The organism is Citrobacter sp. Colony219 (assembly GCF_019382635.1).
Lineage (GTDB): Bacteria > Pseudomonadota > Gammaproteobacteria > Enterobacterales > Enterobacteriaceae > Citrobacter > Citrobacter youngae.
On the sequence record NZ_CP080033.1, the window covers coordinates 535,131 to 560,148 of the forward strand.

19 protein-coding genes, 4 tRNA genes, 2 rRNA genes and 1 pseudogene (1 of these 26 running past the window's edge) are annotated in these 25,018 nt (G+C 51.6%); 18 read left to right on the forward strand and 8 right to left on the reverse strand.

What is annotated here, in order from left to right; genetic code table 11:
- The 4 genes from JTI85_RS02400 to birA all read left to right on the forward strand — a co-directional run.
- A 23S ribosomal RNA gene (locus JTI85_RS02400) occupies nt 1–2,345 on the forward strand; it begins 562 nt to the left of the window's first position.
- A gap of 93 nt (nt 2,346–2,438) precedes the next feature.
- Nucleotides 2,439–2,554: ribosomal RNA gene (rrf, locus tag JTI85_RS02405) — 5S ribosomal RNA — on the forward strand.
- A 211-nt stretch (nt 2,555–2,765) separates the two neighbouring features.
- Nucleotides 2,766–3,794, forward strand: a complete 1,029-nt coding sequence (gene murB / locus JTI85_RS02410) for a UDP-N-acetylmuramate dehydrogenase (RefSeq protein ID WP_115601183.1) — start codon at nt 2,766–2,768, stop codon at nt 3,792–3,794.
- Complete coding sequence (birA, locus tag JTI85_RS02415) at nt 3,791–4,753, forward strand: bifunctional biotin--[acetyl-CoA-carboxylase] ligase/biotin operon repressor BirA (RefSeq protein WP_048214125.1); 963 nt, start codon at nt 3,791–3,793, stop codon at nt 4,751–4,753. The genes murB and birA overlap by 4 nt, the downstream gene beginning before the upstream one ends.
- Nucleotides 4,754–4,788: 35 nt before the next feature.
- Here the strand turns inward: birA and coaA are convergent, their stop codons facing one another.
- Complete coding sequence (gene coaA, locus JTI85_RS02420; RefSeq protein ID WP_043018507.1) at nt 4,789–5,739, reverse strand: type I pantothenate kinase; 951 nt, start codon at nt 5,737–5,739, stop codon at nt 4,789–4,791.
- A 290-nt stretch (nt 5,740–6,029) separates the two neighbouring features.
- Nucleotides 6,030–6,110, reverse strand: a pseudogene (locus tag JTI85_RS21205) (hypothetical protein); the annotation flags it as partial.
- Between the two features lie 19 nt (nt 6,111–6,129).
- On the opposite strand from JTI85_RS21205, the gene JTI85_RS02425 reads away from it, so the two are divergent.
- The 13 genes from JTI85_RS02425 to rpoC all read left to right on the forward strand — a co-directional run bounded on the left by JTI85_RS02425 (nt 6,130) and on the right by rpoC (nt 20,325).
- Nucleotides 6,130–6,205 (forward strand) — tRNA-Thr (locus JTI85_RS02425).
- Between the two features lie 8 nt (nt 6,206–6,213).
- Nucleotides 6,214–6,298: transfer RNA gene (locus JTI85_RS02430), tRNA-Tyr, on the forward strand.
- Between the two features lie 115 nt (nt 6,299–6,413).
- A tRNA-Gly gene (locus JTI85_RS02435) sits at nt 6,414–6,488 on the forward strand.
- 5 nt (nt 6,489–6,493) lie between these two features.
- Nucleotides 6,494–6,569 (forward strand) — tRNA-Thr (locus JTI85_RS02440).
- 118 nt (nt 6,570–6,687) lie between these two features.
- The gene (tuf, locus tag JTI85_RS02445) at nt 6,688–7,872 is read left to right on the forward strand and encodes an elongation factor Tu (protein WP_003031109.1); all 1,185 of its coding nucleotides are present in this window, start codon (nt 6,688–6,690) and stop codon (nt 7,870–7,872) included.
- A gap of 230 nt (nt 7,873–8,102) precedes the next feature.
- Nucleotides 8,103–8,486: a preprotein translocase subunit SecE gene (secE, locus tag JTI85_RS02450; RefSeq protein ID WP_003033128.1), complete on the forward strand. Its 384-nt coding sequence runs from the start codon at nt 8,103–8,105 to the stop codon at nt 8,484–8,486.
- Between the two features lies 1 nt (nt 8,487).
- Nucleotides 8,488–9,033 carry a transcription termination/antitermination protein NusG gene (gene nusG / locus JTI85_RS02455; protein ID WP_003033125.1) on the forward strand — a complete coding sequence of 182 codons (546 nt, stop codon included), beginning with the start codon at nt 8,488–8,490 and terminating at the stop codon, nt 9,031–9,033.
- A 155-nt stretch (nt 9,034–9,188) separates the two neighbouring features.
- Complete coding sequence (gene rplK, locus JTI85_RS02460; protein ID WP_003033122.1) at nt 9,189–9,617, forward strand: 50S ribosomal protein L11; 429 nt, start codon at nt 9,189–9,191, stop codon at nt 9,615–9,617.
- 3 nt (nt 9,618–9,620) lie between these two features.
- Nucleotides 9,621–10,328: a 50S ribosomal protein L1 gene (gene rplA / locus JTI85_RS02465; RefSeq protein WP_005132897.1), complete on the forward strand. Its 708-nt coding sequence runs from the start codon at nt 9,621–9,623 to the stop codon at nt 10,326–10,328.
- 418 nt (nt 10,329–10,746) lie between these two features.
- Nucleotides 10,747–11,244: a 50S ribosomal protein L10 gene (gene rplJ, locus JTI85_RS02470; protein WP_005132895.1), complete on the forward strand. Its 498-nt coding sequence runs from the start codon at nt 10,747–10,749 to the stop codon at nt 11,242–11,244.
- 66 nt (nt 11,245–11,310) lie between these two features.
- Nucleotides 11,311–11,676 carry a 50S ribosomal protein L7/L12 gene (gene rplL / locus JTI85_RS02475; protein ID WP_000028882.1) on the forward strand — a complete coding sequence of 122 codons (366 nt, stop codon included), beginning with the start codon at nt 11,311–11,313 and terminating at the stop codon, nt 11,674–11,676.
- Between the two features lie 320 nt (nt 11,677–11,996).
- Complete coding sequence (gene rpoB / locus JTI85_RS02480; RefSeq protein WP_003033111.1) at nt 11,997–16,025, forward strand: DNA-directed RNA polymerase subunit beta; 4,029 nt, start codon at nt 11,997–11,999, stop codon at nt 16,023–16,025.
- 76 nt (nt 16,026–16,101) lie between these two features.
- Nucleotides 16,102–20,325, forward strand: coding sequence for a DNA-directed RNA polymerase subunit beta' (gene rpoC / locus JTI85_RS02485; protein ID WP_003033107.1), 4,224 nt, complete (start codon nt 16,102–16,104; stop codon nt 20,323–20,325).
- A 116-nt stretch (nt 20,326–20,441) separates the two neighbouring features.
- Here the strand turns inward: rpoC and JTI85_RS02490 are convergent, their stop codons facing one another.
- Both JTI85_RS02490 and JTI85_RS02495 read right to left on the reverse strand, forming a co-directional pair.
- The gene (locus tag JTI85_RS02490) at nt 20,442–20,759 is read right to left on the reverse strand and encodes a PTS lactose/cellobiose transporter subunit IIA (RefSeq protein WP_003033104.1); all 318 of its coding nucleotides are present in this window, start codon (nt 20,757–20,759) and stop codon (nt 20,442–20,444) included.
- A gap of 4 nt (nt 20,760–20,763) precedes the next feature.
- A complete protein-coding gene (locus JTI85_RS02495) occupies nt 20,764–21,069 on the reverse strand; it encodes a PTS sugar transporter subunit IIB (protein WP_003033102.1) in 306 nt (101 codons plus the stop codon).
- A gap of 1,093 nt (nt 21,070–22,162) precedes the next feature.
- Here JTI85_RS02495 and cspA point away from each other — a divergent pair.
- A complete protein-coding gene (gene cspA, locus JTI85_RS02500; protein ID WP_219352056.1) occupies nt 22,163–22,375 on the forward strand; it encodes an RNA chaperone/antiterminator CspA in 213 nt (70 codons plus the stop codon).
- A 119-nt stretch (nt 22,376–22,494) separates the two neighbouring features.
- On the opposite strand, the gene thiH is transcribed toward cspA, so the two are convergent.
- The 4 genes from thiH to JTI85_RS21210 all read right to left on the reverse strand — a co-directional run.
- Nucleotides 22,495–23,628 carry a 2-iminoacetate synthase ThiH gene (gene thiH / locus JTI85_RS02505; protein WP_219352057.1) on the reverse strand — a complete coding sequence of 378 codons (1,134 nt, stop codon included), beginning with the start codon at nt 23,626–23,628 and terminating at the stop codon, nt 22,495–22,497.
- Complete coding sequence (thiG, locus tag JTI85_RS02510; protein WP_199946549.1) at nt 23,625–24,395, reverse strand: thiazole synthase; 771 nt, start codon at nt 24,393–24,395, stop codon at nt 23,625–23,627. The genes thiH and thiG overlap by 4 nt, the downstream gene beginning before the upstream one ends.
- 1 nt (nt 24,396) lies before the next feature.
- Nucleotides 24,397–24,597, reverse strand: a complete 201-nt coding sequence (gene thiS, locus JTI85_RS02515; RefSeq protein ID WP_048214117.1) for a sulfur carrier protein ThiS — start codon at nt 24,595–24,597, stop codon at nt 24,397–24,399.
- Nucleotides 24,578–25,018, reverse strand: a 441-nt coding sequence (locus tag JTI85_RS21210) for a ThiF family adenylyltransferase (RefSeq protein WP_255575043.1), incomplete at its 5' end; no start/stop codon positions are given. The genes JTI85_RS21210 and thiS, both read right to left, overlap by 20 nt.

The following is a 25,018-nucleotide window of genomic DNA, read 5'->3' on the forward strand; positions in this document are numbered from 1 at the left end:
CCTTTTGTATAATGGGTCAGCGACTTATATTCTGTAGCAAGGTTAACCGAATAGGGGAGCCGAAGGGAAACCGAGTCTTAACTGGGCGTTAAGTTGCAGGGTATAGACCCGAAACCCGGTGATCTAGCCATGGGCAGGTTGAAGGTTGGGTAACACTAACTGGAGGACCGAACCGACTAATGTTGAAAAATTAGCGGATGACTTGTGGCTGGGGGTGAAAGGCCAATCAAACCGGGAGATAGCTGGTTCTCCCCGAAAGCTATTTAGGTAGCGCCTCGTGAATTCATCTTCGGGGGTAGAGCACTGTTTCGGCTAGGGGGTCATCCCGACTTACCAACCCGATGCAAACTGCGAATACCGAAGAATGTTATCACGGGAGACACACGGCGGGTGCTAACGTCCGTCGTGAAGAGGGAAACAACCCAGACCGCCAGCTAAGGTCCCAAAGTCACAGTTAAGTGGGAAACGATGTGGGAAGGCACAGACAGCCAGGATGTTGGCTTAGAAGCAGCCATCATTTAAAGAAAGCGTAATAGCTCACTGGTCGAGTCGGCCTGCGCGGAAGATGTAACGGGGCTAAACTGTGCACCGAAGCTGCGGCAGCGACACTATGTGTTGTTGGGTAGGGGAGCGTTCTGTAAGCCGTTGAAGGTGTGTCGTGAGGCATGCTGGAGGTATCAGAAGTGCGAATGCTGACATAAGTAACGATAATGCGGGTGAAAAACCCGCACGCCGGAAGACCAAGGGTTCCTGTCCAACGTTAATCGGGGCAGGGTGAGTCGACCCCTAAGGCGAGGCCGAAAGGCGTAGTCGATGGGAAACAGGTTAATATTCCTGTACTTGGTGTTACTGCGAAGGGGGGACGGAGAAGGCTATGTTAGCCGGGCGACGGTTGTCCCGGTTTAAGCATGTAGGCGGAGGTTCCAGGTAAATCCGGTACCTTTTTAACGCTGAGGTGTGATGACGAGGCACTACGGTGCTGAAGTAACAAATGCCCTGCTTCCAGGAAAAGCCTCTAAGCATCAGGTAACACGAAATCGTACCCCAAACCGACACAGGTGGTCAGGTAGAGAATACCAAGGCGCTTGAGAGAACTCGGGTGAAGGAACTAGGCAAAATGGTGCCGTAACTTCGGGAGAAGGCACGCTGATATGTAGGTGAAGTGATTTACTCATGGAGCTGAAATCAGTCGAAGATACCAGCTGGCTGCAACTGTTTATTAAAAACACAGCACTGTGCAAACACGAAAGTGGACGTATACGGTGTGACGCCTGCCCGGTGCCGGAAGGTTAATTGATGGGGTTATCCGTAAGGAGAAGCTCTTGATCGAAGCCCCGGTAAACGGCGGCCGTAACTATAACGGTCCTAAGGTAGCGAAATTCCTTGTCGGGTAAGTTCCGACCTGCACGAATGGCGTAATGATGGCCAGGCTGTCTCCACCCGAGACTCAGTGAAATTGAACTCGCTGTGAAGATGCAGTGTACCCGCGGCAAGACGGAAAGACCCCGTGAACCTTTACTATAGCTTGACACTGAACACTGGTCCTTGATGTGTAGGATAGGTGGGAGGCTTTGAAGTGTGGACGCCAGTCTGCATGGAGCCAACCTTGAAATACCACCCTTTAATGGCTGGTGTTCTAACGTGGACCCGTAATCCGGGTTGCGGACAGTGTCTGGTGGGTAGTTTGACTGGGGCGGTCTCCTCCTAAAGAGTAACGGAGGAGCACGAAGGTTAGCTAATCCTGGTCGGACATCAGGAGGTTAGTGCAAAGGCATAAGCTAGCTTGACTGCGAGAGTGACGGCTCGAGCAGGTGCGAAAGCAGGTCTTAGTGATCCGGTGGTTCTGAATGGAAGGGCCATCGCTCAACGGATAAAAGGTACTCCGGGGATAACAGGCTGATACCGCCCAAGAGTTCATATCGACGGCGGTGTTTGGCACCTCGATGTCGGCTCATCACATCCTGGGGCTGAAGTAGGTCCCAAGGGTATGGCTGTTCGCCATTTAAAGTGGTACGCGAGCTGGGTTTAGAACGTCGTGAGACAGTTCGGTCCCTATCTGCCGTGGGCGCTGGAGAATTGAGGGGGGCTGCTCCTAGTACGAGAGGACCGGAGTGGACGCATCACTGGTGTTCGGGTTGTCATGCCAATGGCATTGCCCGGTAGCTAAATGCGGAAGAGATAAGTGCTGAAAGCATCTAAGCACGAAACTTGCCCCGAGATGAGTTCTCCCTGAGACTATAAGTCTCCTGAAGGAACGTTAAAGACGATGACGTTGATAGGTCGGGTGTGTAAGTGTAGCGATACATTGAGCTAACCGATACTAATGAACCGTGAGGCTTAACCTTACAACGCCGAAGATGTTTTGGCGAAGAGACATCAGATTCAGCTTGATTACAGATGACATCAGAACGCAGAAGCGGTCTGATAAACAGAATTTGCCTGGCGGCTGTAGCGCGGTGGTCCCACCTGACCCCATGCCGAACTCAGAAGTGAAACGCCGTAGCGCCGATGGTAGTGTGGGGTCTCCCCATGCGAGAGTAGGGAACTGCCAGGCATCAAATAAAGTGAAGAAGCCCATCCTGACGGATGGGCTTTTTTACGTCTGTATTTCCGGATAACCAGGCTGTTGTAGGCCTGATAAGCGYAGCGCATCAGGCAGATCGCAGCACCATCGGGGGCAAAGCAACATCCTGAGCCTCCATAACACAAGCCATCCTGCAGCATATGCGGTAAACTAAGCGCGATTTTGCATCAGGAAAGCGTCTATGAATCACTCCCTTAAAGCCTGGAACACCTTCGGTATCGATCAACAAGCTAATGAACTTGTCCGCGCCGAAAATGAGCAACAACTACTGAATGCCTGGCAATTAGCCAATGCATCACATCATCCAGTACTGATCCTGGGCGAAGGGAGTAACGTCCTGTTTCTTGATACCTTCCAGGGAACAGTGATCGTCAATCGTATTAAAGGTATAGAGGTTACAGAGAAGCCTGACGCGTGGTACCTACATGTTGGGGCTGGTGAGAACTGGCATCATCTGGTACAGCATACATTGCAGCTTGGCATGCCTGGACTGGAAAACCTGGCGCTTATTCCCGGCTGTGTTGGCTCATCGCCAATCCAGAATATTGGTGCTTATGGTGTGGAACTTCAGCGTGTTTGCGAATATGTGGACTGCATTGAACTGGCTACCGGTAAGCATCTGCGTGTAAGTGCCACAGAATGCCGATTTGGATACCGCGACAGTATCTTCAAGCATGAGTACCAGGATCGTTTCGCGATTGTAGCCGTTGGGCTGCGTTTACCTAAACAGTGGCAGCCCGTCCTCACTTACGGTGACCTGACGCGCCTGGATCCTGCAACGGTAACGCCTCAGCAGGTTTTTGATTCTGTTTGTCATATGCGCACCACAAAGCTGCCCGATCCAAAAGTAAACGGTAATGCGGGGAGTTTCTTCAAAAATCCGGTTGTCAGTTCGGATATCGCACAGGAACTACTGGCGAAATTTCCGATTGCGCCTCATTACCCGCAGGCTGATGGTTCTGTGAAACTGGCTGCTGGCTGGCTTATCGATCATTGCCAGCTAAAAGGTATGCGCATTGGTGGCGCAGCGGTACATCAGCAGCAGGCACTGGTGCTGATCAATGCAGATAATGCGACGAGTCAGGATGTAGTGCAACTTGCGCATCACGTACGCCAAAAAGTCGGTGAGAAATTTAATGTCTGGCTCGAACCGGAAGTCCGGTTTATCGGCCCGCAGGGTGAGGTGAATGCCGTGGAGATCGTTGCATGAAGGATAATACCGTCCCCCTGACGCTTATTTCATTATTAGCCGATGGCGAATTTCACTCCGGTGAGCAACTCGGTGAAACGCTGGGAATGAGCCGTGCGGCAATCAATAAGCATGTCCAGACGCTACGTGACTGGGGTGTTGATGTATTTACTGTCCCTGGTAAAGGATACAGCTTACCGGAGCCTATCCAACTATTAGATGCCTCACTTATTCATTCTCAACTGGATGGTGGAAATATCACTGTCCTGCCGGTTATCGACTCAACCAATCAGTACCTGATGGACCGAATAGGTCAGCTGGAGTCAGGGGATGCCTGCGTCGCTGAATATCAGCAGGCCGGGCGCGGCCGCCGTGGACGTAAATGGTTCTCTCCCTTTGGCGCTAACCTATACCTCTCGATGTTCTGGCGGCTGGAACAAGGGCCGGCCGCTGCAATTGGTCTGAGTCTGGTGATTGGTATCGTCATGGCTGAGGTTTTGCGCGATCTGGGTGCGGATAAAGTCCGTGTAAAATGGCCCAACGACCTCTATTTACTCGACCGTAAACTGGCAGGGATCCTGGTTGAACTCACTGGTAAGACGGGCGATGCGGCGCAGATCGTTATTGGTGCCGGAATTAACATGTCTATGCGCCGGGTCGAAGAGAATGTGGTTAATCAGGGGTGGATTAACCTACAGGAAGCAGGCATAAACATTGACCGTAATACTCTTGCGGCTCGACTGATCCGCGAGCTTCGTGCTGCACTGATACTGTTTGAGCAAGAGGGGTTAGTGCCTTATTTATCACGCTGGAAGGCACTTGATAACTTTATCAACCGCCCGGTTAAACTCATTATTGGCGATAAAGAAATATTTGGTATCTCGCGGGGAATAGATGCTCAAGGTGCACTATTGCTTGAGCAGAATGGTGAGATAAAGCCATGGATGGGTGGGGAAATATCGCTCAGAAGCGCTGAATAATAAGAAGAAGGGGAGCATCGGCTCCCCTTTTTTATTTATTTTCTTAACCTGACTTGCTCAACGGCATGATTGGCACTTTTAGTCATTATCAAGCTGGCTCTTTCACGCGTTGGTAAAATATTTTGCTTTAAATTCAGCCAGTTGATTTCTTTCCATAGCGATGTGGCAGTGTTGATAGCCTCATCTTCTGATAATTTTGCATAGTTATGGAAATAAGAGTCCGGGTTGGTAAATGCCCCTTCACGGAATTTCAGGAAGCGGTTGATATACCATGTCTGGAGTAATTCTTCTGGCGCATCAACGTAAATAGAAAAATCGACGAAGTCAGAAACAAATACATGATGCGGGTCGTGGGGATAGTCCATTCCGCTTTGTAATACATTTAACCCCTCGAGAATCAATATATCCGGCTGGGCAACGGTTTTGTCACCATCAGGGATCACATCATAGATTAGATGAGAATAGACCGGTGCTGTGACGTTAGGGACGCCTGACTTCAGGTCGGAAACAAATTTTACCAGACGGTGCATATCATAAGACTGAGGGAAACCTTTCTTCTTCATGAGCCCGCGTTCTTTCAACACCTGGTTTGGGTGAAGAAACCCATCGGTCGTAATCAGCTCAACTTTGCGGTGCTCTGGCCAGCGGCTAAGCAGTGCCTGCAAAACGCGCGCTGTCGTACTTTTACCGACGGCGACGCTGCCAGCAATACTAATGATATAAGGAATACGCTCGCCATTCGTGCCTAAAAATTGCTCCAGCACTGCCTGACGTCGCAGGTTCGAACTGATGTAAAAATTTAGCAAACGCGATAGAGGCAAATAAATCTCGGCAACTTCTTCCAGCGATAAGTCTTCGTTAATGCCTTTAAGACGAGCAATCTCTTCCTCGGTCAGGGTCATCGGCACTGAATCACGAAGCGCAGCCCACTGGTTGCGATCAAACTGTAGGTAAGGCGACGTTAACGCTTGCTCTTTTATACTCATACGCATGGTCTGGCTGTCATTGCTATATCAGGTCAGTGATAAAAAACGAAATCATCCCCGGCACGCAATGGCACGCACATTTCAGTTAATTTGGACAATGGGCAGGAGGGTAACACCAGATGAGGGGGAATAATAAGAAAAAATCGTCCCCTGAAAAGCATTGTGACGAGTATTCCAGATGTATAAAGATGTGCTTTCTCTCTGTCTGGACGTGAATAACGGAGCAAAACCCTCTCCGGTTATAACGCTCAACGTTGGAAATTTGTGCAATTCAGATAGGAAATAGATTATTTATCGGGCGTATAGTGCAAAATGTGAGCGGAAGAACATTTTATGCAATTTTTTAGTTGCATGAGTACGCAGGTATCCATAAAATGCGCGCTACTTGATGCCGACTTAGCTCAGTAGGTAGAGCAACTGACTTGTAATCAGTAGGTCACCAGTTCGATTCCGGTAGTCGGCACCATCAAGTCCGGTGGGGTTCCCGAGCGGCCAAAGGGAGCAGACTGTAAATCTGCCGTCACAGACTTCGAAGGTTCGAATCCTTCCCCCACCACCACTTTCTGGCAGCGTTATCGCCGCCTGAGTTGGTTAAAAAATTTAATCAGCTCAAACAAAAAAGAGAGAAATCTCTTTTTTGTTACAGAAAGAACTGGGTAGCCGAGTTTCAGGATGCGGGCATCGTATAATGGCTATTACCTCAGCCTTCCAAGCTGATGATGCGGGTTCGATTCCCGCTGCCCGCTCCAGACGTGCTGATATGGCTCAGTTGGTAGAGCGCACCCTTGGTAAGGGTGAGGTCCCCAGTTCGACTCTGGGTATCAGCACCACTTCACTTCTCCCTCCCGTTTCTCTCTGTTTACTTTTAAAAGCATTCAACAGCTCAGGTATATTGCCTGGTTGATGTGGTGATATCACCGATTTATCCGTGTCTTAGAGGGACAATCGATGTCTAAAGAAAAATTTGAACGTACTAAACCGCACGTTAACGTCGGTACTATCGGCCACGTTGACCATGGTAAAACAACGCTGACCGCTGCAATCACTACCGTTCTGGCTAAAACCTACGGCGGTGCTGCTCGCGCATTCGATCAGATCGATAACGCGCCGGAAGAAAAAGCACGTGGTATCACCATCAACACTTCTCACGTTGAATATGACACCCCGACTCGCCACTACGCGCACGTAGACTGCCCGGGCCACGCCGACTATGTTAAAAACATGATCACCGGTGCTGCTCAGATGGATGGCGCGATCCTGGTTGTTGCTGCGACTGACGGCCCGATGCCGCAGACTCGTGAGCACATCCTGCTGGGTCGTCAGGTAGGCGTTCCGTACATCATCGTGTTCCTGAACAAATGCGACATGGTTGATGACGAAGAGCTGCTGGAACTGGTAGAAATGGAAGTTCGTGAACTTCTGTCTCAGTACGATTTCCCGGGCGACGATACGCCGATCGTTCGTGGTTCTGCTCTGAAAGCGCTGGAAGGCGAAGCAGAGTGGGAAGCGAAAATCATCGAACTGGCTGGCTTCCTGGATTCTTACATCCCGGAACCAGAACGTGCTATCGATAAGCCGTTCCTGCTGCCAATCGAAGACGTATTCTCCATCTCCGGTCGTGGTACCGTTGTTACCGGTCGTGTAGAACGCGGTATCATCAAAGTTGGTGAAGAAGTTGAAATCGTTGGTATCAAAGAGACTGCCAAGTCTACCTGTACTGGCGTTGAAATGTTCCGCAAACTGCTGGACGAAGGCCGTGCTGGTGAGAACGTTGGTGTTCTGCTGCGTGGTATCAAACGTGAAGAAATCGAACGTGGTCAGGTACTGGCTAAGCCGGGCTCTATCAAGCCGCACACCAAGTTCGAATCTGAAGTGTACATTCTGTCCAAAGACGAAGGCGGCCGTCATACTCCGTTCTTCAAAGGCTACCGTCCGCAGTTCTACTTCCGTACTACTGACGTGACGGGTACCATCGAACTGCCGGAAGGCGTAGAGATGGTAATGCCGGGCGACAACATCAAAATGGTTGTTACCCTGATCCACCCAATCGCGATGGATGACGGTCTGCGTTTCGCAATCCGTGAAGGCGGCCGTACTGTAGGTGCGGGCGTTGTTGCCAAAGTAATGAGCTAATTGCCGAATAACATTTGACGCAATGCGCAATAAAAGGGCATCATTTGATGCCCTTTTTGCACGCTTTCACACCAGAACCTGGCTCATCAGTGATTTTTTTTGTCATAATCATTGCTGAGACAGGCTCTGAAGAGGGCGTTTAGTCCGAAACGCACCAGAGCATTTCGGTTTGGATCGCCTCGCTTACGCGGGGTGAAAATGTTTGTAGAATACTTCTGACAGGTTGGTTTATGAGTGCGAATACCGAAGCTCAAGGAAGCGGGCGCGGCCTGGAAGCGATGAAGTGGGTTGTTGTCGCTGTATTGCTGCTTGTAGCTATCGTTGGCAACTACCTCTATCGTGACATGATGCTGCCGCTGCGTGCGCTGGCCGTAGTGATTCTGATTGCCGCAGCGGGTGGTGTCGCGCTGTTGACAACAAAAGGTAAAGCGACCGTTGCTTTTGCCCGTGAAGCGAGAACCGAAGTCCGTAAGGTCATTTGGCCAACTCGCCAGGAAACGCTGCACACCACGCTGATCGTTGCTGCGGTCACTGCGGTAATGTCACTGATCCTGTGGGGACTGGATGGTATTCTGGTTCGCCTGGTATCCTTTATCACTGGCCTGAGGTTCTAAGATGTCTGAAGCCCCTAAAAAGCGCTGGTACGTCGTTCAGGCGTTTTCCGGTTTTGAAGGCCGCGTAGCCACATCGCTGCGCGAATATATCAAGTTACAAAATATGGAAGAGCTGTTTGGCGAAGTCATGGTGCCGACCGAAGAAGTGGTCGAAATCCGTGGCGGCCAGCGTCGCAAGAGCGAACGTAAATTCTTCCCGGGCTATGTACTGGTCCAGATGGTGATGAATGATGCAAGCTGGCACCTGGTGCGCAGTGTGCCGCGTGTGATGGGCTTTATCGGCGGTACATCTGACCGTCCGGCGCCGATCAGCGACAAAGAAGTTGATGCGATCATGAACCGTCTGCAGCAGGTTGGCGATAAGCCGCGTCCGAAAACGATGTTTGAACCAGGTGAAATGGTTCGCGTTAGCGACGGTCCGTTTGCTGACTTTAACGGCGTCGTTGAAGAAGTGGACTACGAGAAGTCTCGTCTGAAAGTTTCCGTATCTATCTTCGGTCGTGCGACTCCGGTTGAACTGGACTTCGCTCAGGTTGAAAAAGCCTAATACGCCGATCAAAAAAGCGACGATTTAATCGTTGCACAAGGCGCGAGATTGGAATACAATTTCGCGCCTTTTGTTTTTATGGATCCTATCCGTAAAACGAATTTAATCACGGGGAGCCTCCTTGAGGCGCTATAACCCAATCAGAGGAATTTAGAATGGCTAAGAAAGTCCAAGCCTATGTCAAGCTGCAGGTTGCAGCTGGTATGGCTAACCCGAGTCCGCCGGTAGGTCCAGCACTGGGTCAACAAGGCGTGAACATCATGGAATTCTGCAAAGCGTTCAACGCTAAGACTGATTCCATGGAAAAAGGTCTGCCGATCCCGGTTGTTATCACCGTTTACGCTGACCGTTCTTTCACTTTCGTTACCAAAACGCCTCCGGCAGCAGTTCTGCTGAAGAAAGCGGCTGGTATCAAGTCTGGTTCCGGCAAGCCGAACAAAGACAAAGTGGGTAAAATTTCCCGCGCTCAGCTGCAGGAAATCGCGCAGACCAAAGCTGCCGACATGACTGGTTCCGACATTGAAGCGATGACTCGCTCCATTGAAGGTACTGCACGTTCCATGGGCCTGGTAGTGGAGGACTAAGAAATGGCTAAACTGACCAAGCGCATGTCCGTGATCCGTGACAAAGTTGATGCTACTAAGCAGTACGACATCAACGAAGCTATCGCTCTGCTGAAAGAGCTGGCCACTGCTAAATTCGTAGAAAGCGTAGACGTTGCCGTTAACCTCGGCATCGATGCTCGTAAATCTGACCAGAACGTACGTGGTGCAACTGTACTGCCGCACGGTACTGGCCGTTCCGTTCGCGTAGCCGTATTTACCCAGGGCGCAAACGCTGAAGCTGCTAAAGCTGCAGGCGCTGAGCTGGTAGGTATGGAAGATCTGGCTGACCAGATCAAGAAAGGCGAAATGAACTTTGACGTTGTTATTGCTTCCCCGGATGCAATGCGCGTTGTTGGCCAGCTGGGTCAGGTTCTGGGTCCGCGCGGCCTGATGCCAAACCCGAAAGTTGGTACTGTAACCCCTAACGTTGCTGAAGCTGTTAAGAACGCTAAAGCGGGTCAGGTTCGTTACCGTAACGACAAAAACGGCATCATCCACACCACCATCGGTAAAGTGGATTTTGACGCTGACAAACTGAAAGAAAACCTGGAAGCTCTGCTGGTTGCGCTGAAAAAAGCAAAACCGACTCAGGCAAAAGGCGTGTACATCAAGAAAGTTAGCATCTCCACCACCATGGGTGCTGGTGTTGCCGTTGATCAGTCCGGTCTGACTGCGACTGTGGCGAACTAATATTCGCCTTTACGTGGGCGGTGATTTTGTCTACAATCTTACCCCCACGTTTCTGTTGAAATAAACAGAACTCTATGCGAGTCATTTGAATTGTAGCAAGGCAGCAATTGAGTGAATCGCTGGGAGTGTAGTTAACTACATGACCGGTGTGAACGAGAGCAGCTAACGCAGCTACGGTTCAAAGGGCGAAGTCATAGACAAGATTTGTTCGTTGGAGCCTGGCCTATCCAGGCCTCCGTCGAAGACCGCAGGTGTTTCGTCAGAAACTTAATGCCCTGCGTAGACGGTGACAGAACGCTAAGATTATTTCTGATACTCTGGCTTGTTTCTGCTCACCGTATTTAGACGCTCTCTCCGTTGGGGAGAGTGAAGTGAGTTCCGGAACATGAGTTCCGGCAAACATCCAGGAGCAAAGCTAATGGCTTTAAATCTTCAAGACAAACAAGCGATTGTTGCTGAAGTCAGCGAAGTAGCCAAAGGCGCGCTGTCTGCAGTAGTTGCGGATTCCCGTGGCGTAACTGTAGATAAAATGACTGAACTGCGTAAAGCAGGTCGTGAAGCTGGCGTATACATGCGTGTTGTTCGTAACACCCTGCTGCGCCGCGTCGTTGAAGGTACTCAGTTCGAGTGCCTGAAAGACACGTTTGTTGGTCCGACCCTGATTGCATACTCTATGGAACACCCGGGCGCTGCTGCTCGTCTGTTCAAAGAGTTCGCGAAAGCGAATGCAAAATTTGAGGTCAAAGCCGCAGCCTTTGAAGGTGAGTTGATCACGGCATCGAACATCGATCGCCTGGCAACCCTGCCGACCTACGAAGAAGCAATTGCACGCCTGATGGCAACCATGAAAGAAGCTTCGGCTGGCAAACTGGTTCGTACTCTGGCTGCTGTACGCGATGCGAAAGAAGCTGCTTAATCGCAGTTATCTTTCTCAAGCATCTGCTTACGTATAAACTTATTCTGATTTTCAGGAACAATTTAAATGTCTATCACTAAAGATCAAATCATTGAAGCAGTATCCGCTATGTCCGTAATGGACGTTGTAGAACTGATTTCTGCAATGGAAGAAAAATTCGGTGTTTCTGCTGCTGCTGCTGTAGCTGTAGCTGCGGGCCCGGCTGAAGCTGCTGAAGAAAAAACTGAATTCGACGTAATTCTGAAAGCTGCTGGCGCTAACAAAGTTGCTGTTATCAAAGCAGTACGTGGCGCAACTGGCCTGGGTCTGAAAGAAGCTAAAGACCTGGTAGAATCTGCACCGGCTGCGCTGAAAGAAGGCGTGAGCAAAGACGACGCAGAAGCACTGAAAAAATCTCTGGAAGAAGCTGGCGCTGAAGTTGAAGTTAAATAAGCCAACTTTTCTGGTTGCAGCCTAAGAAATTAGGCTGATGGCTGGTGACTTTTTAGTCACCAGCCTTTTTGCGCTGTAAGGCGCCAGTAGCATTTCACACTGTTTGACTACTGCTGTGCCTTTCAATGCTTGTTTCTATCGACGCCTTAATATACTGCGACAGAGCGTCAGTTCTGTGTAAATCGCAATGAAATGGTTTAAGCGTGATAGCAACAGGCATTGCGGAAAGTATTCGATTTTCCGGTCAACAAAATAGTGTTGCACAAACTGTCCCTTCGTCGGACAGATGGGTCGACTTGTCAGCGAGCTGAGGAACCCTAATGGTTTACTCCTATACCGAGAAAAAACGTATTCGTAAGGATTTTGGTAAACGTCCACAAGTACTGGACATACCTTATCTCCTTTCTATCCAGCTTGACTCGTTTCAGAAGTTCATCGAGCAAGATCCTGAAGGGCAGTATGGTCTGGAAGCAGCTTTCCGTTCCGTTTTCCCGATTCAGAGCTACAGCGGTAATTCCGAGCTGCAATACGTCAGCTACCGCCTTGGCGAACCGGTGTTTGACGTTCAGGAATGTCAGATCCGTGGCGTGACCTATTCCGCACCGCTGCGCGTAAAACTGCGTCTGGTGATCTACGAGCGCGAAGCGCCGGAAGGCACCGTAAAAGACATTAAAGAACAAGAAGTCTACATGGGCGAAATTCCGCTCATGACTGACAACGGTACCTTTGTTATCAACGGTACTGAGCGTGTTATCGTTTCTCAGCTGCACCGTAGTCCTGGCGTCTTCTTTGACTCCGACAAAGGTAAAACCCACTCTTCGGGTAAAGTGCTGTATAACGCGCGCATCATTCCTTACCGTGGTTCCTGGCTGGACTTCGAATTCGATCCGAAGGACAACCTGTTCGTACGTATTGACCGTCGCCGTAAACTGCCTGCGACCATTATTCTGCGTGCGCTGAACTACACCACTGAGCAGATCCTTGACCTGTTCTTTGAGAAAGTTGTTTTCGAAATTCGTGACAACAAGCTGCAGATGGAACTGGTGCCGGAACGCCTGCGTGGTGAAACCGCCTCCTTTGACATCGAAGCTAACGGCAAAGTGTACGTCGAAAAAGGCCGTCGCATCACTGCGCGCCACATTCGCCAACTGGAAAAAGACGATATCAAACATATCGAAGTTCCGGTTGAATACATTGCTGGTAAAGTTGCGGCTAAAGACTACGTTGACGAATCTACTGGCGAGCTGATCTGCGCAGCTAACATGGAGCTGAGCCTGGATCTGCTGGCTAAGCTGAGCCAGTCTGGCCACAAACGTATCGAAACGCTGTTCACTAACGATCTGGACCACGGTCCGTACATTTCTGAAACTGTACGCGTCGACCCAACCAACGATCGTCTGAGCGCGCTGGTAGAAATCTACCGCATGATGCGCCCTGGTGAGCCGCCGACTCGTGAAGCTGCTGAAAGCCTGTTTGAGAACCTGTTCTTCTCCGAAGACCGCTATGACCTGTCTGCGGTTGGTCGTATGAAGTTCAACCGTTCTCTGCTGCGCGACGAAATCGAAGGTTCCGGTATCCTGAGCAAAGACGACATCATCGAAGTGATGAAGAAGCTCATCGATATCCGTAACGGTAAAGGCGAAGTCGATGATATCGACCACCTCGGCAACCGTCGTATCCGTTCCGTAGGCGAAATGGCGGAAAACCAGTTCCGCGTTGGCCTGGTGCGTGTTGAGCGTGCGGTGAAAGAGCGTCTGTCTCTGGGCGATCTGGATACCCTGATGCCTCAGGATATGATCAACGCCAAGCCGATTTCTGCAGCAGTGAAAGAGTTCTTTGGTTCCAGCCAGCTGTCTCAGTTTATGGACCAGAACAACCCGCTGTCTGAGATTACGCACAAACGTCGTATCTCTGCGCTCGGCCCAGGCGGTCTGACCCGTGAACGCGCAGGCTTCGAAGTTCGAGACGTACACCCGACTCACTATGGTCGCGTATGTCCAATCGAAACGCCTGAAGGTCCGAACATCGGTCTGATCAACTCCCTGTCCGTGTATGCACAGACTAACGAATACGGTTTCCTTGAGACGCCGTACCGTAAAGTGACCGACGGTGTTGTAACTGACGAAATCCACTACCTGTCTGCTATTGAAGAAGGCAACTACGTTATCGCTCAGGCGAACTCCAACCTGGATGACGAAGGCCACTTTGTAGAAGATCTGGTTACCTGCCGTAGCAAAGGCGAATCCAGCTTGTTCAGCCGCGACCAGGTTGACTACATGGACGTATCCACCCAGCAGGTGGTATCCGTCGGTGCGTCCCTGATCCCGTTCCTGGAACACGATGACGCCAACCGTGCATTGATGGGTGCGAACATGCAACGTCAGGCGGTTCCGACTCTGCGCGCTGATAAGCCGCTGGTTGGTACCGGTATGGAACGTGCTGTTGCCGTTGACTCCGGTGTTACTGCAGTTGCTAAACGTGGCGGTACTGTTCAGTACGTGGATGCTTCCCGTATCGTTATCAAAGTTAACGAAGACGAGATGTACCCGGGCGAAGCAGGTATCGACATTTATAACCTGACCAAATACACCCGTTCTAACCAGAACACCTGTATCAACCAGATGCCTTGCGTATCTCTGGGCGAGCCGGTTGAACGTGGTGATGTGCTGGCAGACGGTCCGTCCACCGACCTCGGTGAACTGGCGCTGGGTCAGAACATGCGCGTGGCATTCATGCCATGGAACGGTTACAACTTCGAAGACTCCATCCTCGTATCCGAGCGTGTTGTCCAGGAAGACCGTTTCACCACCATCCACATTCAGGAACTGGCATGTGTGTCTCGTGACACCAAGCTGGGGCCAGAAGAGATCACTGCTGACATCCCGAACGTGGGTGAAGCTGCGCTCTCCAAACTGGATGAATCCGGTATCGTTTACATTGGTGCAGAAGTGACCGGTGGCGACATTCTGGTTGGTAAGGTAACGCCGAAAGGTGAAACCCAGCTGACGCCAGAAGAGAAGCTGCTGCGTGCGATCTTCGGTGAGAAAGCGTCTGACGTTAAAGACTCTTCTCTGCGCGTGCCAAACGGTGTTTCCGGTACGATTATCGACGTTCAGGTCTTTACTCGCGATGGCGTAGAAAAAGACAAACGTGCGCTGGAAATCGAAGAGATGCAGCTGAAGCAGGCGAAAAAAGACCTGTCTGAAGAACTGCAGATCCTCGAAGCTGGCCTGTTCAGCCGTATCTACGCTGTGCTGGTTTCCGGTGGTGTTGAAGCTGAGAAGCTCGACAAACTGCCGCGCGACCGCTGGTTAGAACTCGGCCTGACCGACGAAGAGAAACAAAATCAGCTGGAACAACTGGCTGAACAGTACGACGAACTGAAGCACGAGTTTGAGAAAAAACTCGAAGCGAAACGCCGTAAAATCACTCAGGGCGACGATCTGGCACCGGGCGTGCTGAAGATTGTTAAGGTTTATCTGGCGGTTAAACGTCGGATCCAGCCTGGTGATAAGATGGCAGGTCGTCACGGTAACAAGGGTGTTATCTCTAAGATCAACCCGATCGAAGATATGCCACACGATGCTAACGGTACGCCGGTAGATATCGTACTGAACCCGCTGGGCGTACCATCGCGTATGAACATCGGTCAGATCCTTGAAACCCACCTGGGTATGGCTGCAAAAGGTATCGGCGATAAGATCAACGCCATGCTGAAACAGCAGCAGGAAGTCGCGAAACTGCGCGAATTCATCCAGCGTGCTTACGATCTGGGTTCAGATGTTCGTCAGAAAGTTGACCTGAATACCTTCAGTGATGAAGAAGTTCTGCGTCTGGCTGAAAACCTGAAAAAAGGTATGCCGATCGCAACGCCGGTATTCGACGGTGCGAAAGAGTCTGAAATCAAGGAACTGTTACAGCTGGGTGGCCTGCCGACTTCCGGTCAGATCACACTGTTCGACGGTCGTACCGGTGAGCAGTTCGAGCGCCAGGTTACCGTTGGCTACATGTACATGCTGAAACTGAACCACCTGGTTGATGACAAGATGCATGCGCGTTCTACCGGTTCTTACAGCCTGGTTACTCAGCAGCCGCTGGGTGGTAAGGCGCAGTTCGGTGGTCAGCGCTTCGGGGAGATGGAAGTGTGGGCGCTGGAAGCATATGGCGCAGCATACACCCTGCAGGAAATGCTCACCGTTAAGTCTGATGACGTGAACGGTCGTACTAAGATGTATAAAAACATCGTGGACGGCAACCATCAGATGGAACCAGGCATGCCGGAATCCTTCAACGTACTGTTGAAAGAGATTCGTTCGCTGGGTATCAACATCGAGCTGGAAGACGAGTAACTCTCGATCAAACAGGTCACTGGTGCTGGCGTAACAGCCAGCGCCAGATTGTGCTAACTCCGACGGGAGCAAATCCGTGAAAGATTTATTAAAGTTTCTGAAAGCGCAGACTAAAACCGAAGAGTTTGATGCGATCAAAATTGCTCTGGCCTCGCCAGACATGATCCGTTCATGGTCTTTCGGTGAAGTTAAGAAGCCGGAAACCATCAACTACCGTACGTTCAAACCTGAACGTGACGGCCTTTTCTGCGCCCGTATCTTTGGGCCGGTAAAAGACTACGAGTGCCTGTGCGGTAAGTACAAGCGCCTGAAACACCGTGGTGTGATCTGTGAGAAGTGCGGCGTTGAAGTGACCCAGACCAAAGTACGCCGTGAGCGTATGGGCCACATCGAGCTGGCGTCTCCGACTGCTCACATCTGGTTCCTGAAATCTCTGCCGTCCCGTATCGGTTTGCTGCTTGATATGCCGCTGCGTGATATCGAACGCGTACTGTACTTCGAATCTTATGTGGTTATCGAAGGCGGTATGACTAATCTGGAACGTCAACAGATCCTGACGGAAGAGCAGTATCTGGACGCGCTGGAAGAGTTCGGTGACGAATTCGACGCGAAGATGGGTGCGGAAGCAATCCAGGCCCTGCTGAAGAGCATGGATCTGGAGCAAGAGTGTGAAACTCTGCGCGAAGAGCTGAACGAAACCAACTCCGAAACCAAGCGTAAGAAGCTGACCAAGCGTATCAAACTGCTGGAAGCCTTCGTACAGTCTGGCAACAAGCCAGAGTGGATGATCCTGACCGTTCTGCCGGTTCTGCCGCCAGATCTGCGTCCGCTGGTTCCGCTGGATGGTGGTCGTTTCGCAACGTCGGATCTGAACGATCTGTATCGTCGCGTCATTAACCGTAACAACCGTCTGAAGCGTCTGCTGGATCTGGCTGCGCCGGACATCATCGTACGCAACGAAAAACGTATGCTGCAGGAAGCGGTTGACGCCCTGCTGGATAACGGTCGTCGCGGTCGTGCGATCACCGGTTCTAACAAACGTCCTCTGAAATCTTTGGCTGATATGATCAAAGGTAAACAGGGTCGTTTCCGTCAGAACCTGCTCGGTAAACGTGTTGACTACTCCGGTCGTTCTGTAATCACCGTAGGTCCATACCTGCGTCTGCATCAGTGCGGTCTGCCGAAGAAAATGGCACTGGAACTGTTCAAACCGTTCATCTACGGCAAGCTGGAACTGCGTGGCCTGGCCACCACCATCAAAGCCGCTAAGAAAATGGTTGAGCGTGAAGAAGCTGTCGTTTGGGATATCCTGGACGAAGTTATCCGCGAACACCCGGTACTGCTGAACCGTGCACCAACACTGCACCGTCTGGGTATTCAGGCATTTGAACCGGTACTGATCGAAGGTAAAGCTATCCAGCTTCACCCGCTGGTTTGTGCGGCATATAACGCCGACTTCGATGGTGACCAGATGGCTGTTCACGTACCGCTGACGCTGGAAGCCCAGCTCGAAGCGCGTGCGCTGATGATGTCTACCAACAATATCCTGTCTCCGGCGAACGGTGAGCCAATCATCGTTCCGTCTCAGGACGTTGTATTGGGTCTGTACTACATGACCCGTGACTGTGTTAACGCCAAAGGCGAAGGCATGGTGCTGACTGGCCCGAAAGAAGCTGAGCGTATCTATCGCGCAGGTCTGGCCTCTCTGCATGCGCGCGTTAAAGTGCGTATCACTGAATATGAAAAAGATGAAAACGGCGAATTCGTTGCGCACACCAGCCTGAAAGACACGACCGTTGGTCGCGCCATTCTGTGGATGATCGTACCGAAAGGTCTGCCTTTCTCCATCGTCAACCAGGCGCTGGGCAAGAAAGCTATCTCCAAAATGCTGAACACCTGTTACCGCATTCTGGGCCTGAAGCCGACCGTTATCTTCGCTGACCAGACAATGTACACCGGCTTTGCTTATGCAGCGCGTTCAGGTGCATCTGTTGGTATTGATGACATGGTCATCCCAGAGAAGAAACACGAGATCATCTCTGAAGCGGAAGCTGAAGTTGCTGAGATCCAGGAGCAGTTCCAGTCTGGTCTGGTCACCGCGGGCGAACGCTATAACAAAGTTATCGATATCTGGGCTGCGGCGAACGATCGTGTATCCAAAGCGATGATGGATAACCTGCAAACCGAAACCGTTATTAACCGTGACGGCGTAGAAGAGCAGCAGGTTTCCTTCAACAGCATCTACATGATGGCCGACTCCGGTGCGCGTGGTTCTGCAGCACAGATTCGTCAGCTGGCCGGTATGCGTGGTCTGATGGCGAAGCCAGATGGCTCCATCATCGAAACGCCAATCACCGCGAACTTCCGTGAAGGTCTGAACGTACTCCAGTACTTCATCTCTACTCACGGTGCGCGTAAAGGTCTGGCGGATACCGCACTGAAAACAGCGAACTCCGGTTATCTGACTCGTCGTCTGGTCGACGTTGCGCAGGACCTGGTGGTTACTGAAGACGATTGCGGCACTCTGGAAGGCATCACCATGACCCCGGTTATCGAGGGTGGTGACGTTAAAGAGCCGCTGCGCGATCGCGTTCTGGGTCGTGTGACTGCTGAAGACGTTCTGAAGCCGGGTACGGCGGACATTCTGGTTCCACGCAATACGCTGCTGCACGAACAGTGGTGTGACCTGCTGGAAGAGAACTCCGTTGACTCCGTTAAAGTCCGTTCCGTTGTATCTTGTGACACCGACTTTGGTGTATGTGCGCACTGCTACGGTCGTGACCTGGCGCGTGGCCACATCATCAACAAAGGTGAAGCAATCGGCGTTATCGCGGCACAGTCCATCGGTGAACCGGGTACACAGCTGACGATGCGTACGTTCCACATCGGTGGTGCGGCATCTCGTGCGGCTGCTGAATCCAGCATCCAGGTGAAAAACAAAGGTAGCATCCGTCTGAGCAACGCGAAGTCGGTTGTTAACTCCAGCGGTAAACTGGTTATCACCTCACGTAACACCGAACTGAAACTGATCGACGAATTCGGCCGTACCAAAGAAAGCTATAAAGTGCCTTACGGCTCCGTTATGGCGAAAGGTGATGGCGAACAGGTTGCTGGCGGCGAAACCGTAGCAAACTGGGATCCGCACACCATGCCGGTTATCACCGAAGTGAGTGGTTTCGTCCGCTTCACTGACATGATCGACGGCCAGACCATTACTCGTCAGACCGACGAGCTGACCGGTCTGTCTTCTCTGGTGGTTCTGGATTCTGCAGAGCGTACTGCGGGTGGTAAAGACCTGCGTCCGGCACTGAAAATTGTTGATGCTCAGGGCAACGACGTTCTGATCCCAGGCACCGATATGCCTGCTCAGTACTTCCTGCCGGGTAAAGCGATTGTTCAGCTGGAAGATGGCGTACAGATCAGTTCTGGTGACACCCTGGCGCGTGTTCCGCAGGAATCCGGCGGTACCAAGGATATCACCGGTGGTCTGCCGCGCGTTGCGGACCTGTTCGAAGCACGTCGTCCGAAAGAGCCGGCAATCCTGGCTGAAATCAGCGGCATCATTTCCTTCGGTAAAGAAACCAAAGGTAAACGTCGTCTGGTTATCACCCCGGTAGACGGTAGCGAACCGTACGAAGAGATGATTCCGAAATGGCGTCAGCTCAACGTGTTCGAAGGTGAACGTGTAGAACGTGGTGACGTTGTTTCCGACGGTCCGGAAGCGCCGCACGATATCCTGCGTCTGCGTGGTGTGCATGCTGTAACTCGTTATATCGTTAACGAAGTTCAGGACGTATACCGTCTGCAGGGTGTTAAGATTAACGATAAACACATCGAAGTTATCGTTCGTCAGATGCTGCGTAAAGCCACCATCGAAAGCGCTGGTAGCTCCGACTTCCTGGAAGGCGAGCAGGTTGAATACTCCCGCGTCAAGATCGCTAACCGCGAGCTGGAAGCGAACGGCAAAGTGGGTGCAACGTTCTCCCGCGATCTGCTGGGTATCACCAAAGCGTCTCTGGCAACCGAGTCCTTCATCTCTGCAGCATCGTTCCAGGAAACCACACGTGTCCTGACCGAAGCCGCTGTTGCAGGTAAACGTGATGAACTGCGCGGTCTGAAAGAGAACGTAATCGTGGGTCGTCTGATCCCGGCAGGTACCGGTTACGCGTACCACCAGGATCGTATGCGCCGTCGCGCAGCGGGCGAACTGCCAGCTGCACCGCAGGTGACCGCTGAAGATGCGTCTGCCAGCCTGGCAGAACTGCTGAACGCAGGCCTGGGCGGTTCTGACAACGATTAATCGTTGCCGACCATAATAAAAAACCCGCTTCGGCGGGTTTTTTTATGTCTATGTTTATTTCTGATGGCGCTGTGCTTATCAGGTCTACGAGGCTACGAAGCTATCCGGCAATGTCATTAATTTACCGGCGGTAACCGCCGATAAAGCTCAATCATATCTCCCGCCAAATCCTGAATCACCATCGCGTTCATCAGGTGATCCTGCGAATGGACGGTGATGAGATTAACCGGAAGCTTGCCGGTACCTTCGTCAATTCCGATCAGTTGGGTCTGGATTTTATGTGCTTGTTTAACGTACTCGCGTGATTCCGTCATCGCTTGTTCTGCACCGGAGAAATCACCTTTACGCGCCAGTTGCAATGCCGTCAGGGCCTGGCTGCGTGCAGCACCAGCGTTTACCAATAACTCCATGATGATCGTTTCTAACTCTTCCATACCATCACTCCAGTAGTTTCAGCGCCTTGTCCAGTACCGCATCGCCTTTCATCATGCCGTAATCCATCATGTCTATAACGGCGACCTTTTTGCCTAGTGGGTCGGCGATCGCCTGTAGCTTGGCCTGTTCATACTTAACCTGTGGACCGAGCAAAACGATATCCGCTGTAGCGATATTCTCTTCAAACTCGGCCACCGGGACGGCTTTGATAGTGACGTCGACCCCTTTTTTCTGGGCGGCATCTTTCATCCTTTGCACCAGCATGCTGGTGGACATTCCGGCGGCACAGCATAAAACGATGTTTTTCATAAGCAGTCTCGATCAACATGTGTGGGTTGATAATTATCGCGAGCCAGCTGTAGCAACAACTGCTTTGCAACGATTGTGTGCAAGGCATCACAAAGAAAATCACTTTTTCTGAAACCGGTTACAAAAAGAGGCAAAACCCGATGATCTGCACCAGGGCCGGCGGCTTTTTGACTCGCTTATCACATGCTGGAATATATAATTACTGTCAATAAAGACATGTTATAAAAAACAGTATTGACAGCGTTTTTTAAACCCGTATGTTAATACTTAACAGCGGAGAAATTGTCATTTGCTGTTAACTTAGTAAGTGTTAGTAGAGCTTGATTGGGGTTTGCGATAAAGGCCACGAAGTATTTTTTGTATGGGATAGTCGATGCTGAAAACGCTATTTTTTCACCTCGACAATGCTTTCAGGCCACGTAGTTGATATATCTAATCGCAAAAAATCAGTAGAACGCGACGATGTAACGCCATGATTTAATAGTAATTGTTCGTGATTTCTGCTTTTTGGGTTATCACGAGGGAAATAAGGCAACGCATCAAAGAGTATATGTCGCGAGGGGAAGTGTACTTGTTTAGGTCACCAGCCTTGAGTTCTATTATCAAGCGGGTGGAATGTGTTTAACGGTAAATAGAGGAAAGCTTTAGTTAGTATCAATATCCAATATTATCTGTAGTAAACGTGTACATTTTAAAGTAGTACCATCAGCAGTATTAAATCGTTAAGTTTATTAATGTTAAATTTGAAGTGTGTAGTAACGTAAAGCCCTGACTGCAATAGTCGGGGCTTTTGTTCATTGTAGATCAAGCTGTTATCCAGGATGCTTAGCCGCGTTGGTTCAACATTGCATCACTCAGTGGGTATTAAAAAAATTAATGCTTGCTTAATGATTAGAAGTAGGTCTACTATAACGGCATCGGTTTGGAACACAGACCTTATGCAAGCAGTTTTAGTAAAGCAGTTCTCAGTTCAAGCGTTATCCTCAGATACTCTTCTTCATGAGCCTCCTCCCTAAGTGCCCCATAAGTTAATTTCTGCAAAACAGGCCATCTTCGCTGCATAAGCGGCTCAAAAACATGAAAGGAAGTATCTATGTCTAAYAAAATGACTGGTTTAGTAAAATGGTTYAAYYCTGAGAAAGGYTTYGGSTTTATCACYCCTMAGGACGGYAGYAARGATGTGTTTGTRCAYTTCTCYGCTATCCAGAGTAACGATTTTAAAACCTTAGACGAAGGTCAAAAAGTGGAGTTCTCTGTTGAGAACGGCGCTAAAGGTCCGTCTGCTGTTAACGTTATCGCGCTGTAATCGCCGATAATTTCACGAACGCTTACGATAGCGATGAAGGCCAGAGCCTGAGCAGTTAAGTGCCAGTGAAGAAAAAACCCGCGAAAGCGGGTTTTTTTGTTTATGCGATAGCGTTGGACTTAGGGCATCTGGGCGGCGCGTCCCAGATAGCTGTCCCAGTCTTTCCACACGGGCTGTAATCCCTGCGCCATGAGTGCTTCAGCAACGGCTTCCGGACGACGATCGTCGTGCGGGGAGAACTGTTCCAGTTCGGGGTGGTTATCGGCATAACCGCCGGGCTGGGTTTTAGAGAAGGCGCTGATGTTGTTGATCGCCAACGGGATCACATGGTCACGAAACCATGGCGACTCGCGGGTGGAGAGCGACAGCTCAATGTCCGGCGACAGCAAGCGAAATGCACAAATGGTTTGCACCAGCTGGCGTTCATCCATGATTGATGCGGGCTCAACGCCTCCGGTACATGGACGCAGGCGCGGGAAGGAGATGGAGTAGCGACTCTGCCAGTAATGCTGCTGCATCCACAGCAGATGTTCAGCTACCATATAGCAATCGACCCGCCAACTGTCGGACAAACCAATCAACGCGCCAAGACCGATTTTGTCGATCCCTGCGCGGCCCAGCCGGTCCGGCGTTTCCAGTCGCCAGAAGAAATCCTGCTTTTTCCCCTTCAGATGGTGGCGGGCGTAAATCGCCTCATGATAGCTCTCCTGATATACCATCACGCCATCCAGCCCCAGCGTCTTCAGCTCCGCATATTCAGCCTCTAACAGCGGCTGTACTTCCATCTGTAAAGAGGCAAACTGGCGGCGAATGGCAGGCAAATGGCGACGAAAGTAATCCATCCCCACTTTGGCCTGATGTTCACCGGTGACCAGTAGCAGATGCTCAAAGCCCAGCTTGCGGATAGCCGCACACTCACGTTGTATCTCATCTTCGTCCAGCGTTTTGCGTTTGATACGGTTGCTCATCGAAAAACCGCAGTAGGTGCAGTCGTTGGCACAAAGGTTTGAGAGATAAAGCGGCACGTAAAAGCTCACGGTGTTACCGAAGCGCTGGCGAGTCAGCCTTTGCGCCCGTTGCGCAATCGGCTCCAGATAATCGGCGGCGGCGGGGGAGAGCAGCGCCATCAGATCGTCCCGGCTAAGCTGTGAAGCGCTAAGCGCCCGCTCCACGTCAGCGGCGGTTTTACCGTTGATGCGCAGGCGGATGTCGTCCCAGTCCAGTTGTCGCCAGCGGTCGCTGAACGTTTTCATGCCAGTGCCTCCAGAAATCCGGTTAACGGGCTGGTGGGATTAGCCTGCGAACTTTTGCTTCCAGGTACCGCCTGGCGCGCCAAAAGGCCTGCTTCAACTGCCAGACGGAAAGCGGTGGCCATCATCACTGGGCTGTCGGCTACCGCGATTGCCGTGTTGACCAAAACTGCGTCGGCGCCCATTTCCAGCGCCTGCGTGGCGTGGCTGGGCACGCCGATGCCGGCATCGACCACCACCGGCACGGTCGCCTGCTGGATAATAATCTCCAGCATCGCTTTGGTTTCCAGCCCCTGGTTGGAGCCGATAGGCGCGCCGAGCGGCATCACCGCCGCGCAGCCCGCTTCTTCCAGCCGCTTGCACAGTACCGGATCCGCGCCGCAGTAGGGCAGCACCACAAAGCCCTGTTTCACCAGCGCTTCGGCGGCTTTTAGCGTTTCGATGGGATCGGGCAATAGCCAGCGGGCATCCGGGTGGATTTCTAATTTCAGCCAGTTTGTGCCCAACGCTTCACGCGCCAGTTGGGCGGCGAAAATCGCCTCTTCAGCGGTTTTCGCTCCGGAGGTGTTAGGCAGCAGCATCACGCCCGCGTCGATAAGCGGGGCCAGAATGGCATCGTTATGCTGGCGCAAATCCACGCGCTTCATCGCCAGCGTCACCAGCTGGCTGCCGGAGGCGCGAAGCGCCTCGACCATCAGCTGCGATGAGGCAAATTTTCCGGTACCGGTGAACAGATGTGAATCAAACGTTTTGTCGGCAATACGTAACATATCAACCCCCTGCAATAACCTGAAAAAGCAGGATCTGGTCGCCTTCCTGCACGATGTGCTGCTGCCACTGCTCACGCGGCAGGATCTGCTGATTAAGCGCCAGCGCCGCGCCCGGTTTTAGCTGATTAAGCTCGGTGAGCAGACCGCTGACGGTTTGCCCCTCGGCGCACTGCATCGGCTCATCATTGAACTGAATCTGCATGTTGCCCTCCGCATACCGGGCAGCCATTGGCCCGACGCAGCGCAAGGCTGCGCCACTGGCTGGTTTTACCGTCAAAAAGGCGTAACTCGCCGCTGGGCGTCGCAATGCCGCTTAGCAGTTTGATGGCTTCCAGCGCCTGCAAGGTGCCCATCACGCCGACAACCGGGCCGACGATACCGGCGGTACGGCAGTTGCGTTCAGGTTCGACATCATCCGGCCACAGGCAGCGGTAACAACCTTGCTCCCACGGTGGCGTGAGCACCATCAACTGGCCGCCGAAACCGACGGCGCTGGCGGTAACCAAAGGCGTATTCAGCGACACGCAGGCGGCGTTAATTTCCTGACGCGTGGCCATGTTGTCGGTACAGTCGAGCACCACGTCGGCACGCGCTACCGCATGCCGGAGCGCATCGCCTTTCAG

Bases quoted from the DNA above. Each gene is read 5' to 3' on its own strand.
- rplA (WP_005132897.1), top strand. From the start codon at position 9,621: ATGGCTAAACTGACCAAGCGCATGTCCGTGATCCGTGACAAAGTTGAT.
- secE (WP_003033128.1), top strand. From the start codon at position 8,103: ATGAGTGCGAATACCGAAGCTCAAGGAAGCGGGCGCGGCCTGGAAGCG.
- coaA (WP_043018507.1), bottom strand. From the start codon at position 5,739: ATGAGTATAAAAGAGCAAGCGTTAACGTCGCCTTACCTACAGTTTGAT.
- rplL (WP_000028882.1), top strand. From the start codon at position 11,311: ATGTCTATCACTAAAGATCAAATCATTGAAGCAGTATCCGCTATGTCC.
- birA (WP_048214125.1), top strand. From the start codon at position 3,791: ATGAAGGATAATACCGTCCCCCTGACGCTTATTTCATTATTAGCCGAT.
- rplK (WP_003033122.1), top strand. From the start codon at position 9,189: ATGGCTAAGAAAGTCCAAGCCTATGTCAAGCTGCAGGTTGCAGCTGGT.
- JTI85_RS02490 (WP_003033104.1), bottom strand. From the start codon at position 20,759: ATGGAAGAGTTAGAAACGATCATCATGGAGTTATTGGTAAACGCTGGT.
- nusG (WP_003033125.1), top strand. From the start codon at position 8,488: ATGTCTGAAGCCCCTAAAAAGCGCTGGTACGTCGTTCAGGCGTTTTCC.
- rplJ (WP_005132895.1), top strand. From the start codon at position 10,747: ATGGCTTTAAATCTTCAAGACAAACAAGCGATTGTTGCTGAAGTCAGC.
- JTI85_RS02495 (WP_003033102.1), bottom strand. From the start codon at position 21,069: ATGAAAAACATCGTTTTATGCTGTGCCGCCGGAATGTCCACCAGCATG.
- tuf (WP_003031109.1), top strand. From the start codon at position 6,688: ATGTCTAAAGAAAAATTTGAACGTACTAAACCGCACGTTAACGTCGGT.
- rpoB (WP_003033111.1), top strand. From the start codon at position 11,997: ATGGTTTACTCCTATACCGAGAAAAAACGTATTCGTAAGGATTTTGGT.
- thiH (WP_219352057.1), bottom strand. From the start codon at position 23,628: ATGAAAACGTTCAGCGACCGCTGGCGACAACTGGACTGGGACGACATC.
- thiS (WP_048214117.1), bottom strand. From the start codon at position 24,597: ATGCAGATTCAGTTCAATGATGAGCCGATGCAGTGCGCCGAGGGGCAA.
- thiG (WP_199946549.1), bottom strand. From the start codon at position 24,395: ATGTTACGTATTGCCGACAAAACGTTTGATTCACATCTGTTCACCGGT.
- murB (WP_115601183.1), top strand. From the start codon at position 2,766: ATGAATCACTCCCTTAAAGCCTGGAACACCTTCGGTATCGATCAACAA.